The organism is Candidatus Eisenbacteria bacterium (genome assembly GCA_035577985.1).
Taxonomy (GTDB): Bacteria; Desulfobacterota; Binatia; order DP-6; family DP-6; genus DATJZY01.
Genome location: DATJZY010000166.1, coordinates 40,610 through 53,476, shown reverse-complemented (window position 1 = coordinate 53,476; position 12,867 = coordinate 40,610). Strand labels below are relative to the sequence as shown.

Here is a 12,867-nt window from a genome sequence, read left to right as displayed (position 1 = left end):
CTCACGCGCTACTCCGACGCGACGAAGGCATGCGCCACGCCCTCGCCGTCCCGCAGCTTGCGCATCACCTCGTTCGCCTGCTCCGCGGTCGCGTAGCGCCCGATCCGCAGCCGATACCAGGCGTCGCCGTCACGCTGGACCTGCACCAGGGTGGCGTCGTAGCCGCGCTTTCGGAGCGTCGCCTGGAGCTGCTCGGCTTCGACGCGGCTGCGCGTCGGGCTCGCCTCGACCGTCCACGACGGCGTGTGGGCGACCGGTCGGGTGGCGGCCGGCGGCGGCGTGGCAGCCGGCGGCGCCGCGGGCGGCGCGGACGTCACCGCGGGCGGCGGGCCCGTCGTCGCGCCGGGCGGCGGGCTCGGCGTCGCGGCGGGTGGGCGCGGCAGCGTCGTCGTCGAGGGACGCGTGGTCGGCGTCGTCGTCACGGCGGGCTTGAGCGTCGTCGCAGTCGGGGCGGCGCCCGCCGGTACGGTCGTCGTCGGGCGCACGGTCGTCGGAACGACCGTCACGGTGGTCGACGTCGGGGCGCGCGCGACCTCGATCGGCCGCTCGCCGCCCGGCAGCGCCTGGTAGAAGCTCGGGAACTCCCTCGCCTCCTTGGGGCGCTGGCCTTCGGGTGGTGGAACGGACGTCACGGGCAGGCGCACCTCGCGCTCCTCCATGCCCGGCCGGTGCTCCTGCGTCTTGTTCCCGACGTAGAAGCCGAGCACGTACACGAGGCCGCACGTGACGAGCCACGCGACGAGCAGCACCAATCGATCCACGAACCTGAGCGCCGGACGCGGTGCCTTCGCCATGCTCCCCCTCATCCCCCTTCCGCGACGCGCACGCCGGCGAGCGCGAGCCCATCGCGAAGCACGGTCCCGATACCACGCAGCATCGCCGCGCGCGCCGCCACGTCGCGCGGGTCGCCGATGTGCGGATGGTGCCGATTGTAGTACCGATGCGCCGCCGCCGCGACCGCCCGGACGTGCGCGACCACGAGGTGGGGCTCGGCGCGCCGCACGGCGAGATCGAGCACGTCCCGGTGGCGCGCCACGAGGCGCAGGCACGGCAGCTCCGCCGCCCCGAGTCGCTCGAGGTCGGGCGCCGGCAACTCGGCACCAGCGGCGCGCGCGAGACGAACCAGCGCGTAGCGCACGGCGAAGAGCGGGTTGTCGATGCGCTCGGCGCCGAGGAGATCGACGTCGAGCTCGACCGGGACGTCCGCCTCTTCGCCGAGGAGGGCGAAGCGCGCCGCGTCCATCGCGAGGAGCCGCGCGACGCCGGCCGCGTCGAGCGATCGACCCCGCGACGTGGCGCCGAGGGCTGCGACCGTCACTATGGTGGTGGTGGTCGGATCGCCGCCCGCTTCGGCGCGAAGGCGCTTTGCGCGAGCGAGAACGCCGCCCGTCGCCGCCGAGCCGACCACCACGCACCGGTCCGCTGCCGTCCCGAGCGCCGCGGGAACGTCCGCGTCGGCGCGCACGCGCTCCACGCGGCATCCCACCCGACCCAGCAGGCGTGCGATCGCGTCGGCCACCACGGCGACGCGCCCGGCGGAAGGATCGTCCGGTGCGGCGATCGTCACGACCGCCGCGGGCTCACGAGCGTCCGGCGCCGCCGCATCCAGGACCCGCGCGAGCTCCGTCCGCCAGAACGCGAGCGACGCGGTGAGGTTGATGAATCCGGGCCCGGCGGCCTCGACGGCGTCGAGCCAGCCGTGCGGATCGCGCACGTGCCGCACGATCGTGCGCGCGACGTCGAGCGCGGGCCGCCCGAGGGGCCGCGCGATCTTGCGGGCGACGGCGCAGGTCGCGTCGCCGAAGGTCGCTAGCTCGGGATCCTCGATGGCGCAGGCGGGCGCCTCGGGCACCCGGAGGTCGCCGGCGGCGATGGCCGCGTGGAGCGCGTCCTGGAGCAGCGCCTCAAGCGGACGCTTCATGCCCGCCGAAGCGGCGCCAAAGACACCGCTCACCGCGGATGGGCGACGGGATCGTCGAGCCGGCGAGCATGCGGCGCTTGTAGCCGCCGCCCCCGGCCCAGTCAAACTGCGCGCCGTGCCCGTCGGCGCCTGCTCAGCCGGCCGCGGCGCGCTTCTTCGGTGCGGCGGCGCGCTTCTTCGGGGCCGCGCCCTCGCTCTTGGCTGGCGTGCGGCGGCGCTGCGGCTTCTTCTTGCCCGTTTCCGGCTCGCTGCCGGCGCGGTCGACGAGCTCGACCAGGGACACCGGCGCCGCGTCGCCGAGGCGCACCCCGAGCTTCACGACCCGCGTGTAGCCGCCGTTGCGCTCCTGGTAGCGGGGCGCGAGCTCGTCGAAGAGCTTCTTCACGAGCGTGCGGCTCCCGACCAGCGCCGCCGCGCGGCGGCGGGCGTGGAGCGTGCCCTGTTTGCCGAGCGTGATCATGCGGTCACCCCAGCGCTTCAGCTCCTTCGCCTTGGCGTCGGTGGTGCGCACGGCCTCGTGCGCGAGCAGCGCCGCGACCAGGTTCCGGAACAGCGCTCGCCGGTGCGCGGGCGAGCGATTCAGCTTCTTGCCGGCGACGCGATGGCGCATGGGTCAGGTCGTCTCCCGCTCGCGCTGCAGCCGCCGGCGGTCGAGCTCCTCGCGCGGCGGGAAGCCCTCGAAGCGCATCCCGAGCCCGAGACCCATGTCGTGCAGGATCTCCTTGATCTCGTTCAGCGACTTGCGGCCGAAGTTCTTGGTCTTGAGCATCTCCTGCTCGGTGCGCTGCACGAGCTCGCCCACGTAACGGATGTCGGCGTTCTGCAGGCAGTTCGCCGAGCGCACGGACAGCTCGAGGTCGTCGACGGAGCGGAAGAGGTTGTCGTTGAGCGGCATGTCGCCCACGGCCTCGCCCTCGGCGCCGAGCGCTTCCTCTTCGAAGTTGACGAAGATGCTGAGCTGCTCCTGGAGGATGCGCGCCGCGTAGGCCACGGCGTCCTCGGGACGCACGCTGCCGTCGGTGGTGACTTCGAGGACGAGCCGATCGTAGTCCGTGCGCTGCCCGACGCGCGCGTTCGTCACGGTGAAGTTCACCTTGGTGACGGGCGAGAAGATCGCGTCGATCGGCACGGTGCCGACGGGATCGCCCTCGCGTCGGTTGCGCTCGCTGGAGACGTAGCCGCGCCCGAGCCGGACGGCCAGCTCGATGTCGAGCTCCGCGTCCTTGGCGAGCGTCGCGATGTGCTGATGCGGGTTCAGGATCTCGACGCGCGGGCCGGCCTGGATGTCCGCGGCCGTGACCTCACGCGCGCCGCGCACCTTGATGTACGCGGTCTCCTCGGTCGCGCCGTCGTTCAGCTTGACGCGAACCTCCTTCAGGTTGAGCACGATGTCGGTCACGTCCTCGGTCACGCCGGGGACGGTCGAGAACTCGTGCAGCACCCCGTTCACCCGCACCGCCGCGATGGCCGCACCCTGGAGCGACGACAGCAGCACGCGGCGCAGCGCATTGCCGACCGTCGTGCCGTAGCCGCGCTCGAACGGTTCGGCGAAGAACTTGCCGTACGTCGGGGTGAGGCTCTTGTCGTCCACCTCGAGACGCTTCGGCTTGATGAGCTCGCGCCAGTTGCTCTGCTGAACGGTCGTCGGCGGAGAGATCTCGCTTTCCTGCAACTCCATTTACGCCTTCCTCTGGTCGAAACGCCCGTCGCGGGCGTTACTTCGAATAGAGCTCGACGACCAGCTTCTCGTTGATGGGCATGGTGAGATCGGACCGGGACGGAAGCCCCTTCACGCGTCCCGCGAACTGATCGGCCGTCACCTCGAGCCAATCCGGGATCCCGCGGCGCGTGGCGAGCTCGAGCGCCTCCTGGATGCGGGCCACCTGCCGGCTCTTCTCGCGCACCGCGACCACGTCGCCGGGCTTCACCAGGTACGAGGGCACGTCGACCTTGCGGCCGTTCACCGTGAAGTGGCCGTGCCGCACGAGCTGGCGACCCTCCGCGCGCGAGGTCGAGAAGCCCATCCGGTACACCATGTTGTCGAGGCGCCGCTCGAGGAGCTGGAGCAGCGTCTCGCCGGTCACGCCCCTGGCGCGGTCCGCCATGTGGAAATAGCGACGGAACTGCCCCTCGAGCACGCCGTAGATCCGGCGGAGCTTCTGCTTCTCGCGCAGCTGGATCGAATACTCGGAGAACTTCGGGCGCGCCTGCCCGTGCTGCCCGGGTGGGTAGTTGCGGCGCTCGATCGCGCACTTGTCGGTGTAGCAGCGCTCGCCCTTCAAGAAGAGCTTCAGCCCCTCCCGGCGACACTGGCGACAGACGGCTCCGGTGTATCGTGCCACGCTATGTCCTCAGACTCGCCGGCGCTTGGGGGGCCGGCAGCCGTTGTGGGGGATGGGGGTCACGTCCTTGATGATGCTCACGGTGAACCCCGCGGCCTGCAGGCTGCGGAGAGCCGACTCGCGCCCCGCCCCCGGGCCCTTCACGTAGACCTGAAGGTGGCGCATGCCGAGCTCGGCCGCCTTGCGTGCGGCGGCTTCGGCCGCCACCTGCGCCGCGAACGGCGTGCCCTTGCGCGACCCCTTGAATCCGCACTGGCCCGCGCTCGACCACACGAGCACGTTGCCCTGCTGGTCGGTGACGGTGACGATGGTGTTGTTGAACGTCGAGTGGATGTGCAGGACGCCTTCCACGACGACGCGCTTCGCCTTGCGCCGTCGCGCGGAGGCGGTGGCATCCGGCGCGGCGCCCTTGGCGGCGCCTCCCTCGGGCTCTTTGGCCATGCTCGCTGTGCTCCTCAGCCCTTCGGCGGCGCCATCTTCTTGCCGGCGACCGTCTTGCGCGGACCCTTGCGGGTGCGCGCGTTCGTGTGCGTGCGCTGCCCGCGCACGGGCAGGTTCTTGCGATGCCGCAAACCGCGGTAGCAGCCGAGGTCGACGAGCCGCTTGATGTGCTGCGTGACCTCGCGGCGCAGATCGCCCTCGACCTTGAAGTTCGTGTCGATCTCGCGGCGGATCCGGTTCACCTCGTCGTCGGTGAGATCGTCGGTCCGGCGCCCGGGATCGACTTCGGCCCCGGTGCAGATCGTGAGCGCCGCCGAGCGGCCGATTCCGTAGATGTACGTGAGCGCGATCTCCATCCGCTTGTTGCGCGGCAGGTCGACTCCGGCGATGCGTGCCATCCGGCTACTCCTCCGTCCCGCTCAGCCCTGGCGCTGCTTGTGGCGCGGGTTTTCGCACAGCACCCGTACGACGCCGTGCCGGCGGATGATCTTGCACTTCCGACAAATGGGCTTCACCGATGCACGTACTTTCATTGGGGGGCCTCAGGCAAGCGTCAAAATATACGGTCCGTTCGCGGTCACCGCAACGGAGTGCTCGAAGTGCGCCGACAGGCTCCCATCGCGGGTCGCGGCCGTCCAGCCGTCCTCCCGGACGTACACCTCGGGACCTCCCTCGTTCACCATGGGCTCGATGGCGAGCACGAGCCCCTCCTGGATGCGCACGCCGCGGGTCCCCGTGCGGTAGTTCGGGACCTGCGGGTCCTCGTGCAGCTTGCGTCCGATCCCGTGCCCGACGAACTCACGCACGAGCGAGTAGCCGGCGCCCTCGGCCACGTCCTGGATGGCCCCGGAGATGTCCGAGATGTAGCCGCCGGGCCGGACGGCGTCGATGCCCGCCTCGAGGGCGGCCTTGGTGACCTCCATCAGGCGCTGCGCCTTCTGGGGCACCTTGCCGATCGGGACGGTCATGGCCGCGTCGCCGAAGTAGCCGTCCACGGACACGCCGAAGTCGAGACCGACGATGTCGCCCTCTTTCAGGACCCGCCGCTTGGAGGGCACCCCGTGCACGACCTCCTCGTTCACCGAGATGCACACGGTGGCCGGGAAGACGCGCCCCTGCACGACGTAGCCCTTGAAGGCGGGCTTGGCGCCGCGCTTGCGCGTCAGCTCCTCGGCGACCTCGTCCAGCTCGGCGGTCGTGACACCGGGCTTGGCCCGCTCCCGCAGCGCCGCCAGCACCTCGGCGACGATCGTGCTCGCCACCCGCATGCGCTCGATCTCTTCGCGCGACTTGAGCACGATCATGCCGGCAGACTCGCGGTGATGCGCGCGAAGACGTCGTCGCGAGACCCCGTTCCGTCGACGGGTCGCAGGAGCCCGGCCTCGCGGTAGTAGTGCGCGACCGGCGCGACCTCCTTGGCGAGCTGATCCAGACGCCGGCTGATGCGATCCTCGCGATCGTCGTCGCGCTGGCTGAGCGTCGCGCCGCAGCGGTCGCATACGTTCGGAACCCCGGGCGGGTCGAAGGTGCGGTGATACATCGCTCCGCAGCTCCGGCATACCAGCCGCCCGGCGAGCCGCTCGACCAGCTCGGCGCGCGGGACCTCGACCGCCACGACCGCGTCCAGCGTCGTGCCGTGCCGGCGCAGGATTCCGTCGAGCGCCTGCGCCTGCGCGACGGTGCGCGGGAAGCCGTCGAGGATGAAGCCCTTCGTGCAGTCGGTGGCGCCGAGCCGCTGATCCACGATGCCGATCACGATGTCGTCGGGGACGAGTCGTCCCTCGTCCATGTAGCGTTGCGCCTCACGGCCGAGCGCCGTCCCCTCGTCCTGCGCCTCGCGCAGGATCTCGCCGGTGGAGATCTGGGGGATCCCGAAACGCTCGGACAGCAGGCGCGCCTGCGTCCCCTTGCCCGCCCCTGGGGGCCCGATCATCACCACTCGCACCACATCCTCTAGCGGCGTCCACGAATGCGGCCACGCTTCATGAATCCCTCGTAGCTCCGAGTGATCATGTGCGTCTGCAGGGCGGCGATGGTGTCGAGAGCGACGCCGACGACGATCAAGAGCGCCGTTCCGCCGAAGTAGAACGGGACGCGGAAGCGGTCGATGAGGATGGTGGGCAAGACGCACACGGCGGCCACGTAGAGGGCCCCCGGCAGCGTGATGCGCACGAGCACGTGGTCGATGTATTCCGCGGTGCGCTGGCCGGGCCGGATGCCCGGGATGTAGCCGCCGAACTTCTTCAGGTTGTCGGCGACGTCCGTCGGGTTGAAGCTGACCGCGGTATAGAAGTAGCAGAAGAAGATGATGAGCCCGACGTAGGTCAGGTAGTAGATCCACGTGTTCGGCGCGAGATGCGTCGAGATCCACTGGGCGACTGGATGGTCGATGAAGTTCGTGATCGTCGCCGGGAACAGCAGGATCGACGAGGCGAAGATGGGCGGGATCACGCCCGACGTGTTGATCTTGAGCGGCAGGTGGGAGCTCTGCCCCGCGTACATGCGCCGACCGACCACGCGTTTCGCGTACTGCACGGGGATGCGGCGCTGGCCACGCTCCATGACGATGATCGCGCCGACCACCACCACCATGAGCGCGGCGACGAAGATCGCCACGAAGAGCGGCAGCTCGCCCAGCCGGATGTACTCGAGCGTCGAGCCGACGGCGCTCGGCAGCGACGCCACGATGCCGGAGAAGATGATGAGCGAGATCCCGTTGCCGATGCCGCGCTCGGTCACCTGCTCGCCGAGCCACATGATGAACGCGGTGCCGGTGGTGAGCGTGATCATGGTCATGAGCCGGAAGTACCACCCCGGGTGGAACACGACCGCGCCGCCGCCCGGCGCCTCGACGCTCTCGAGCCCGAACGCGATGAAGAAGCTCTGGAGCAGCGAGAGGACGATGGTGCCATAGCGCGTGTACTGCGTGATCTTGCGCCGTCCCATCTCGCCCTCCTTGGAGAGCTTCTCCAGGTAGGGGATGACGACGGTGAGGAGCTGCAGGATGATGCTCGCGCTGATGTACGGCATGATGCCGAGCGAGAAGATCGAGAACCGCTCGAGCGCCCCCCCGGAGAACATGCGCACCATGCCCATGACGTTGTTCGTCTGCTGGCGCATGAAGGCGGCGATCGCCGTCCCGTCGATGCCGGGCGTGGGGACGTGGACGCCCAGCCGGTAGACCGCGAGCATCACCGCCGTGAAGACGAGCCGCTTGCGCAGCTCGGGAATCTTGACGGAGTTGGAGAACCCTTCGATCACCCGAGTACCTCGACGCGGCCCCCGGCCGCCTCGATCCGCTCGCGTGCCTTCTGGCTGAAGGCGTGGGCCCTCACCGTGAGCGCCCGCTCGAGCGCGCCCTCGGCGAGGCACTTGACGGGTAGCTTGCCGCGGACGAGCCCGTGGGCGCGGAGCTCCTCGGGTCCGACGGTGCTGCCGGCGGCGAACTCCGCGAGCTGTCCCAGGTTCACGACCGCGAACACGGAGCGTCGGACGGGACGGAAGCCGCGCTTGGGGAGCCGGCGCTGCAGCGGCATCTGGCCGCCCTCGTATCCCGGCTTGACGTTCCCGCCCGAGCGCGCGCCCTTGCCCTTGTGGCCGCGCCCGGCGGTCTTGCCATGCCCGGAGCCGGGCCCACGGCCCACCCGCTTGATCGGCCGGGTCGAGCCCGGCGCCGGACGCAGGCGTGAGAGATCCATCTGGCTATCCCTCCGTCTCGACGAGATGCGCCACCTTGGCGATCATCCCGCGCACGGCCGGCGAGTCCTTCAAGATGACCGAGCGGCCGATGCGCTTGAGCCCGAGGCCGTGCAGCGTGAGCCGCTGGCGGGGGCTGGTGCCGATCTCGCTCTTGCGGAGCGTCACCTTGATCATCTTGTCGCTCATACGCCGAGGTCTCCGAGCGATTTTCCGCGCAGCGCCGCGAGCTGCTGTGGCGGCCGGAGCTCGCGGAGCGCCTCGAACGTGGCGCGCACCATGTTGTGGGGGTTGTTCGAGCCGATGCACTTGGTGAGCACGTTGGCGACGCCGGCCAGCTCGACGACCGCGCGCACGCCGCCGCCCGCGATGACGCCCGTGCCTTCCGAGGCGGGACGCAGCATGACGACGCCGGCGCCGAAGCGGCCGGTCACCCCGTAGGGAATGGTGCCGTCCTTCACGGGCACGTCGAGCATGCCCTTTTTGGCCCGCTCGATGCCCTTGCGGATCGCCTCGGGGACCTCGTTCGCCTTGCCGAGCCCGAAGCCCACGCGACCGTTGGCATCGCCGACGACGACGAGAGCGCTGAAGCTGAAGCGGCGGCCGCCCTTCACGACCTTGGCGACGCGGTTGATGTGGACGACCTTCTCCTTCAGCTCCACGCCGCGGTCGTCGACGATTCGCCGCTGGTTCTGTCCGCCGCGCTGCCCTTGTCCGCCCGTTTGCGCCATCTGTTGCGTCTCCTAGAACTGCAGACCGGCTTCGCGCGCGCCGTCGGCGACCGCGCGCACGCGCCCGTGATAGAGGAAGCCATTGCGGTCGAAGATCACGCTCGTGATGCCCTTCTCCTGACAGCGGCGCGCGACGAGCTTGCCGACCTCCTTGGCCGCCGCGACGGTGGTCGTCTTCGGGAGCTGGGTGCGCAGCTCGGGCGTGAGCGTCGAGACGGCCAGGAGCGTGCGCCCGGAGGCGTCGGTGATCACCTGGGCGTACATGTGCTTGCCGCTGCGGAAGATCGACAACCGCGGGCGGCCGTCGGTGCCGCGGACGCGACGCCGCACCCGCTCCTGGCGGCGTTGGCGGGCAATCCGGCTCTGGGGATTCGGCATCAGCGTGCTCCCGCTCCGGCGGCCTTGCCGGCCTTCCGGCGGATCGTCTCCTCGACGTACTTCATGCCCTTGCCCTTGTACGGCTCCGGCGGTCGCAGCTCGCGCAGGGCGGCCGCGATCTGGCCCAGCATCTCGCGATCCGGGCCCTCGAGCGTGATCGTGACCTGCTTGTCGACCTTGGCCGTCACGCCGGGCGGGAGCTGGAACGCGATCGGGTGCGAGTAGCCGAGCGTCATGTGCAGGAGGTTGCCGCGCGCATCCGCGCGGTAGCCGACGCCGTTGATCTCGAGCGTGCGGGTGAACCCCTTCGAGACGCCCTCGACCATGTTGGAGACGAGCCTCCGCGTGAGGCCGTGGATGCCGCGCGCCCGCCGCGTCTCCTCGAGGCGCGACACGTTGACCGTCGTGCCCTCGACCGCGACCGCGACCTCGCGCGGCAGCGTGCGCGTGAGCTTGCCCTTCGGCCCCTCGACCCGCACCGTGCCGTCCGCGACGTGCACCTTCACGCCGCTCGGCACCGTGATCGGCATGCGTCCTATGCGCGACATGATCGTCCTACCACACCGTGCAAATGAGCTCGCCGCCCACGCCCTGCTTGCGGGCCTCGCGATCGACGAGGATGCCCTTCGGCGTGGACAGCACGTTGATGCCGAGCCCCTTGCGCACCGCCGGGATCTCGGTCGCCCCGACGTACACGCGCAGGCTCGGCCGCGAGATGCGCTTGATGCCCTCGATGACCGGGCGGCGCCGGTCGTCGTAGCGCAGGCCGATGCGGAGCACGCGCTTGCCGTCGTCGGTGGCGGCGCCGGCAGCGCTCTCGAGGTAGCCCTCCTCGACCAGCACCTTCGCGATCGCTTCCTTGTGGCGCGACCACGGCATGTCGACGGTCGTCTTGCGCGCCTGGGCGCCGTTGCGGATGCGGGTGAGCATGTCGGCGATGGGATCGGTCAGCATGCGGTGCTCACCAGCTGGCCTTGGTCAGGCCGGGAATCTGGCCCTTGCGGGCGAGGTTGCGCAGGCACAGGCGGCACATCCGGAAGCGCCGGTAGAATGCGCGCGGACGGCCGCACAGCGGGCAGCGGTTGTAGGCCCGGACCTTGAATTTCGGCGGTCGCGCCGCCTTCATCATGAGACAGGTTTTCGCCATACGTCGTCTCTCTACGCGCGGAAGGGCATGCCCAGCGCACGGAGCAGCGCCTTGCCCTCCGCGTCGCTGCGGGCGCTCGTGCAGATGGTCACCGTGAGTCCCTTGATCTTGTCGACCTTGTCCAGGTTGATCTCGGGGAAGATCGTCTGCTCGCGCAGGCCGATCGAGTAGTTCCCGCGGCCGTCGAACGCGCGATCGGGCACGCCCTTGAAGTCGCGGACCCGCGGGAGCGCCGCGGACACGAAGCGGTCGAGGAACTCGTACATCCGCTCCCCGCGCAGCGTCACCATGACCCCGATCGCGATGTTCTCGCGCAGCTTGAAGTTCGAGATGGCCTTGCGTGCCTTGGTGACGACCGGCTTCTGCCCCGAGATCGCCGTCATCTCCTCGACCGCCGAGTCGATGATCTTCGGGTTCTGCACGGCCTCGCCGAGCCCCATGTTGAGCACGATCTTCTCGAGCTTCGGCACCTGGAGGACGTTCGTGTACCCCAGGTCCCGCATGAGCCCGGGCACCACGTCCGTCTTGTAGCGTTCGCGCATTCGTGCCGGCATGTCAGGCCTTGTCCAGTTGATCGCCGCAGCGCCGGCAGATCCGCACGCCGTGGCCGTCCTCGAGTCGCCGCGCGCCGACGCGGGCGGGCTTCCCGCAGCGCGCGCACAGGAGCTGCACGTTGGAGACGTGGATGCCGGCCTCCTTCTCGACGATGCCGCCGGCCACCTGGCCGCGCGGCTTCAAGTGCCGCTTCATCACGTTCAGGCGCTCGACGATCACGCGGTCCGTCTCACGGAGCACGCGCAGGACCTTGCCGGTCTTGCCGCGCTCGCGGCCGGCGATCACGATCACGGTGTCGTCTTTGCGCAGGCGCTGCAGCGCCATCACAGCACCTCCGGCGCGAGCGAGATGATCTTCATGAACTTCTTCGCTCGCAGCTCGCGGGCGACCGGTCCGAAGATGCGGGTCCCGACCGGCTCGCGCGCGTTGTCGATGAGCACCGCCGAGTTCGTGTCGAACCGGATGTAGGAGCCGTCCTTGCGGCCGATCTCCTTCGCGGTCCGGACGACCACCGCTTTCATGACCTCGCCCTTCTTCACCTTCGCGTTGGGGATCGCTTCCTTCACCGAGACGACGATGACGTCACCCACGCTGGCGTACTTCCGCTTGCTCCCGCCGAGGACCTTGATGCAGAGGACCTTGCGGGCCCCCGAGTTGTCGGCGACGTCGAGCACCGTCTCGGCCTGGATCATGGGGTCGGCTCCGCCGCCTTCGCGGCCGCCTGGGCGGCCTTCTTCTCGGCCTCGGCCGCCGCGATCACGTCGGCCAGGGCCTCGCTCCGCGACAGGATGGCCTCGACCGCCCAGCGCTTGCCGCGCGACAGCGGCCGGGTCTCGATCAGCCGTACGCGATCGCCGATCTGGCAGCGGTTCTGCTCGTCGTGCGCCTTGTAGCGCTCGCGCTGCCGCAGGTACTTCTCGTAGCGCGCGTGGCGCACCAGTCGTTCGACGATCACGACGACCGTCTTGTCCATCTTGTTCGACACCACGAGGCCTTCGCGATGCTTTCGTCGCCCGCTCATTTCGCCGACACTCCCTGGGCCGCCCGCGCCCGCTCGCCGAGGAGCGTCTTCACACGCGCGAGCGTGCGACGGCTCTCGCGGAGCTTCGTCGGGTTGGTGAGCTGCGCCGTCGCGCGACGAAGCCGGAGGTGAAAGATCTCGTCGACGAGCTCGCGCTCGCGCACGCGCAGCTCGTCGACCGTGAGGTTGCGGAGGTCGCTCGCCTTCATGCGCCGGCCACCTGGGCGTGCCGCTCGCGGATCTGCGTGGGCACGGACAGCTTCGCGGCGGCGAGCTTGAGCGCGGCCTTGGCGGCCTCGCGCTCGACGCCTTCCATCTCGAACAGGATGCGGCCCGGCTTGATGACGGCCACCCACACCTCGGGCGCGCCCTTGCCCTTGCCCATGCGGGTCTCGGCCGGCTTCTTCGTGAGCGGCTTGTCGGGGAACACGCGCACCCAGACGCGACCGCCGCGCTTGATGGCGCGCGTGAGCGCGACGCGTGCGGCCTCGATCTCGCGCGCCGTCAGCCACGCGCGGTCGGTGCACTGGAGCCCGAAGTCGCCGAACGTGAGCGAGCTGCCCCGCCACGCCGTCCCGCGACGACGCCCCTTCATCATCTTGCGCCACTTGACCTTCTTCGGAGCGAGCATGGGT

The 12,867-nt window shown here is 70.1% G+C and carries 24 protein-coding genes; all 24 read right to left on the bottom strand.

What is annotated here, in order from left to right; genetic code table 11:
- Positions 1-8: 8 nt before the first annotated feature.
- Positions 9-794 (bottom strand): SPOR domain-containing protein, encoded by a 786-nt coding sequence (locus VMS22_23755; protein HXJ37054.1) that lies wholly within the window; start codon positions 792-794, stop codon positions 9-11.
- A gap of 8 nt (positions 795-802) precedes the next feature.
- Positions 803-1,921 (bottom strand): DALR anticodon-binding domain-containing protein, encoded by a 1,119-nt coding sequence (locus tag VMS22_23750; GenBank protein HXJ37053.1) that lies wholly within the window; start codon positions 1,919-1,921, stop codon positions 803-805.
- A gap of 133 nt (positions 1,922-2,054) precedes the next feature.
- A complete protein-coding gene (gene rplQ / locus VMS22_23745; protein ID HXJ37052.1) occupies positions 2,055-2,531 on the bottom strand; it encodes a 50S ribosomal protein L17 in 477 nt (158 codons plus the stop codon).
- 3 nt (positions 2,532-2,534) lie between these two features.
- Complete coding sequence (locus tag VMS22_23740; GenBank protein ID HXJ37051.1) at positions 2,535-3,599, bottom strand: DNA-directed RNA polymerase subunit alpha; 1,065 nt, start codon at positions 3,597-3,599, stop codon at positions 2,535-2,537.
- Positions 3,600-3,636: 37 nt separating this feature from the next.
- On the bottom strand, positions 3,637-4,263 hold the full coding sequence (rpsD, locus tag VMS22_23735; protein ID HXJ37050.1) for a 30S ribosomal protein S4: 627 nt from the start codon (positions 4,261-4,263) through the stop codon (positions 3,637-3,639).
- A 9-nt stretch (positions 4,264-4,272) separates the two neighbouring features.
- Positions 4,273-4,704: a 30S ribosomal protein S11 gene (rpsK, locus tag VMS22_23730; GenBank protein ID HXJ37049.1), complete on the bottom strand. Its 432-nt coding sequence runs from the start codon at positions 4,702-4,704 to the stop codon at positions 4,273-4,275.
- A gap of 14 nt (positions 4,705-4,718) precedes the next feature.
- Positions 4,719-5,102 carry a 30S ribosomal protein S13 gene (gene rpsM, locus VMS22_23725; GenBank protein ID HXJ37048.1) on the bottom strand — a complete coding sequence of 128 codons (384 nt, stop codon included), beginning with the start codon at positions 5,100-5,102 and terminating at the stop codon, positions 4,719-4,721.
- Positions 5,103-5,123: 21 nt separating this feature from the next.
- The gene (gene rpmJ / locus VMS22_23720) at positions 5,124-5,237 is read right to left on the bottom strand and encodes a 50S ribosomal protein L36 (GenBank protein ID HXJ37047.1); all 114 of its coding nucleotides are present in this window, start codon (positions 5,235-5,237) and stop codon (positions 5,124-5,126) included.
- Between the two features lie 9 nt (positions 5,238-5,246).
- Positions 5,247-6,008 (bottom strand): type I methionyl aminopeptidase, encoded by a 762-nt coding sequence (gene map, locus VMS22_23715; protein HXJ37046.1) that lies wholly within the window; start codon positions 6,006-6,008, stop codon positions 5,247-5,249.
- A complete protein-coding gene (locus tag VMS22_23710; GenBank protein ID HXJ37045.1) occupies positions 6,005-6,649 on the bottom strand; it encodes an adenylate kinase in 645 nt (214 codons plus the stop codon). The genes map and VMS22_23710 overlap by 4 nt, the downstream gene beginning before the upstream one ends.
- Positions 6,650-6,657: 8 nt before the next feature.
- Positions 6,658-7,965, bottom strand: coding sequence for a preprotein translocase subunit SecY (gene secY / locus VMS22_23705; protein ID HXJ37044.1), 1,308 nt, complete (start codon positions 7,963-7,965; stop codon positions 6,658-6,660).
- Positions 7,962-8,402: a 50S ribosomal protein L15 gene (gene rplO / locus VMS22_23700; protein HXJ37043.1), complete on the bottom strand. Its 441-nt coding sequence runs from the start codon at positions 8,400-8,402 to the stop codon at positions 7,962-7,964. The genes secY and rplO overlap by 4 nt, the downstream gene beginning before the upstream one ends.
- A gap of 4 nt (positions 8,403-8,406) precedes the next feature.
- Complete coding sequence (gene rpmD, locus VMS22_23695) at positions 8,407-8,589, bottom strand: 50S ribosomal protein L30 (GenBank protein ID HXJ37042.1); 183 nt, start codon at positions 8,587-8,589, stop codon at positions 8,407-8,409.
- Positions 8,586-9,131 carry a 30S ribosomal protein S5 gene (gene rpsE, locus VMS22_23690; GenBank protein ID HXJ37041.1) on the bottom strand — a complete coding sequence of 182 codons (546 nt, stop codon included), beginning with the start codon at positions 9,129-9,131 and terminating at the stop codon, positions 8,586-8,588. The genes rpmD and rpsE overlap by 4 nt, the downstream gene beginning before the upstream one ends.
- A gap of 12 nt (positions 9,132-9,143) precedes the next feature.
- Positions 9,144-9,509 carry a 50S ribosomal protein L18 gene (rplR, locus tag VMS22_23685; GenBank protein ID HXJ37040.1) on the bottom strand — a complete coding sequence of 122 codons (366 nt, stop codon included), beginning with the start codon at positions 9,507-9,509 and terminating at the stop codon, positions 9,144-9,146.
- Complete coding sequence (gene rplF / locus VMS22_23680) at positions 9,509-10,057, bottom strand: 50S ribosomal protein L6 (GenBank protein HXJ37039.1); 549 nt, start codon at positions 10,055-10,057, stop codon at positions 9,509-9,511. The genes rplR and rplF overlap by 1 nt, the downstream gene beginning before the upstream one ends.
- A 7-nt stretch (positions 10,058-10,064) precedes the next feature.
- Positions 10,065-10,463, bottom strand: coding sequence for a 30S ribosomal protein S8 (gene rpsH / locus VMS22_23675; GenBank protein ID HXJ37038.1), 399 nt, complete (start codon positions 10,461-10,463; stop codon positions 10,065-10,067).
- Between the two features lie 7 nt (positions 10,464-10,470).
- A complete protein-coding gene (locus VMS22_23670) occupies positions 10,471-10,656 on the bottom strand; it encodes a type Z 30S ribosomal protein S14 (GenBank protein HXJ37037.1) in 186 nt (61 codons plus the stop codon).
- A gap of 11 nt (positions 10,657-10,667) precedes the next feature.
- On the bottom strand, positions 10,668-11,210 hold the full coding sequence (rplE, locus tag VMS22_23665; protein ID HXJ37036.1) for a 50S ribosomal protein L5: 543 nt from the start codon (positions 11,208-11,210) through the stop codon (positions 10,668-10,670).
- Between the two features lies 1 nt (position 11,211).
- On the bottom strand, positions 11,212-11,535 hold the full coding sequence (rplX, locus tag VMS22_23660) for a 50S ribosomal protein L24 (GenBank protein ID HXJ37035.1): 324 nt from the start codon (positions 11,533-11,535) through the stop codon (positions 11,212-11,214).
- Positions 11,535-11,903, bottom strand: a complete 369-nt coding sequence (rplN, locus tag VMS22_23655) for a 50S ribosomal protein L14 (GenBank protein HXJ37034.1) — start codon at positions 11,901-11,903, stop codon at positions 11,535-11,537. Before rplN ends, rplX begins: the two co-directional genes overlap by 1 nt.
- Positions 11,900-12,232, bottom strand: coding sequence for a 30S ribosomal protein S17 (gene rpsQ / locus VMS22_23650; protein HXJ37033.1), 333 nt, complete (start codon positions 12,230-12,232; stop codon positions 11,900-11,902). The genes rplN and rpsQ overlap by 4 nt, the downstream gene beginning before the upstream one ends.
- Entirely contained in the window at positions 12,229-12,441 is a 213-nt protein-coding gene (gene rpmC, locus VMS22_23645) for a 50S ribosomal protein L29 (protein HXJ37032.1), read from the bottom strand. The genes rpsQ and rpmC overlap by 4 nt, the downstream gene beginning before the upstream one ends.
- Entirely contained in the window at positions 12,438-12,863 is a 426-nt protein-coding gene (gene rplP / locus VMS22_23640) for a 50S ribosomal protein L16 (protein ID HXJ37031.1), read from the bottom strand. Before rplP ends, rpmC begins: the two co-directional genes overlap by 4 nt.
- Between the last annotated feature and the right edge of the window lie 4 nt (positions 12,864-12,867).

Excerpts from the sequence above, each read along its gene's own strand:
- VMS22_23755 (HXJ37054.1), bottom strand. The coding sequence starts at position 794 with ATGGCGAAGGCACCGCGTCCGGCGCTCAGGTTCGTGGATCGATTGGTG.
- VMS22_23750 (HXJ37053.1), bottom strand. The coding sequence starts at position 1,921 with ATGAAGCGTCCGCTTGAGGCGCTGCTCCAGGACGCGCTCCACGCGGCC.
- rplQ (HXJ37052.1), bottom strand. The coding sequence starts at position 2,531 with ATGCGCCATCGCGTCGCCGGCAAGAAGCTGAATCGCTCGCCCGCGCAC.
- VMS22_23740 (HXJ37051.1), bottom strand. The coding sequence starts at position 3,599 with ATGGAGTTGCAGGAAAGCGAGATCTCTCCGCCGACGACCGTTCAGCAG.
- rpsK (HXJ37049.1), bottom strand. The coding sequence starts at position 4,704 with ATGGCCAAAGAGCCCGAGGGAGGCGCCGCCAAGGGCGCCGCGCCGGAT.
- rpsM (HXJ37048.1), bottom strand. The coding sequence starts at position 5,102 with ATGGCACGCATCGCCGGAGTCGACCTGCCGCGCAACAAGCGGATGGAG.
- rpmJ (HXJ37047.1), bottom strand. The coding sequence starts at position 5,237 with ATGAAAGTACGTGCATCGGTGAAGCCCATTTGTCGGAAGTGCAAGATC.
- map (HXJ37046.1), bottom strand. The coding sequence starts at position 6,008 with ATGATCGTGCTCAAGTCGCGCGAAGAGATCGAGCGCATGCGGGTGGCG.
- rplO (HXJ37043.1), bottom strand. The coding sequence starts at position 8,402 with ATGGATCTCTCACGCCTGCGTCCGGCGCCGGGCTCGACCCGGCCGATC.
- rpmD (HXJ37042.1), bottom strand. The coding sequence starts at position 8,589 with ATGAGCGACAAGATGATCAAGGTGACGCTCCGCAAGAGCGAGATCGGC.
- rpsE (HXJ37041.1), bottom strand. The coding sequence starts at position 9,131 with ATGGCGCAAACGGGCGGACAAGGGCAGCGCGGCGGACAGAACCAGCGG.
- rplR (HXJ37040.1), bottom strand. The coding sequence starts at position 9,509 with ATGCCGAATCCCCAGAGCCGGATTGCCCGCCAACGCCGCCAGGAGCGG.
- rplF (HXJ37039.1), bottom strand. The coding sequence starts at position 10,057 with ATGTCGCGCATAGGACGCATGCCGATCACGGTGCCGAGCGGCGTGAAG.
- rpsH (HXJ37038.1), bottom strand. The coding sequence starts at position 10,463 with ATGCTGACCGATCCCATCGCCGACATGCTCACCCGCATCCGCAACGGC.
- VMS22_23670 (HXJ37037.1), bottom strand. The coding sequence starts at position 10,656 with ATGGCGAAAACCTGTCTCATGATGAAGGCGGCGCGACCGCCGAAATTC.
- rplE (HXJ37036.1), bottom strand. The coding sequence starts at position 11,210 with ATGCCGGCACGAATGCGCGAACGCTACAAGACGGACGTGGTGCCCGGG.
- rplX (HXJ37035.1), bottom strand. The coding sequence starts at position 11,535 with ATGGCGCTGCAGCGCCTGCGCAAAGACGACACCGTGATCGTGATCGCC.
- rplN (HXJ37034.1), bottom strand. The coding sequence starts at position 11,903 with ATGATCCAGGCCGAGACGGTGCTCGACGTCGCCGACAACTCGGGGGCC.
- rpsQ (HXJ37033.1), bottom strand. The coding sequence starts at position 12,232 with ATGAGCGGGCGACGAAAGCATCGCGAAGGCCTCGTGGTGTCGAACAAG.
- rpmC (HXJ37032.1), bottom strand. The coding sequence starts at position 12,441 with ATGAAGGCGAGCGACCTCCGCAACCTCACGGTCGACGAGCTGCGCGTG.
- rplP (HXJ37031.1), bottom strand. The coding sequence starts at position 12,863 with ATGCTCGCTCCGAAGAAGGTCAAGTGGCGCAAGATGATGAAGGGGCGT.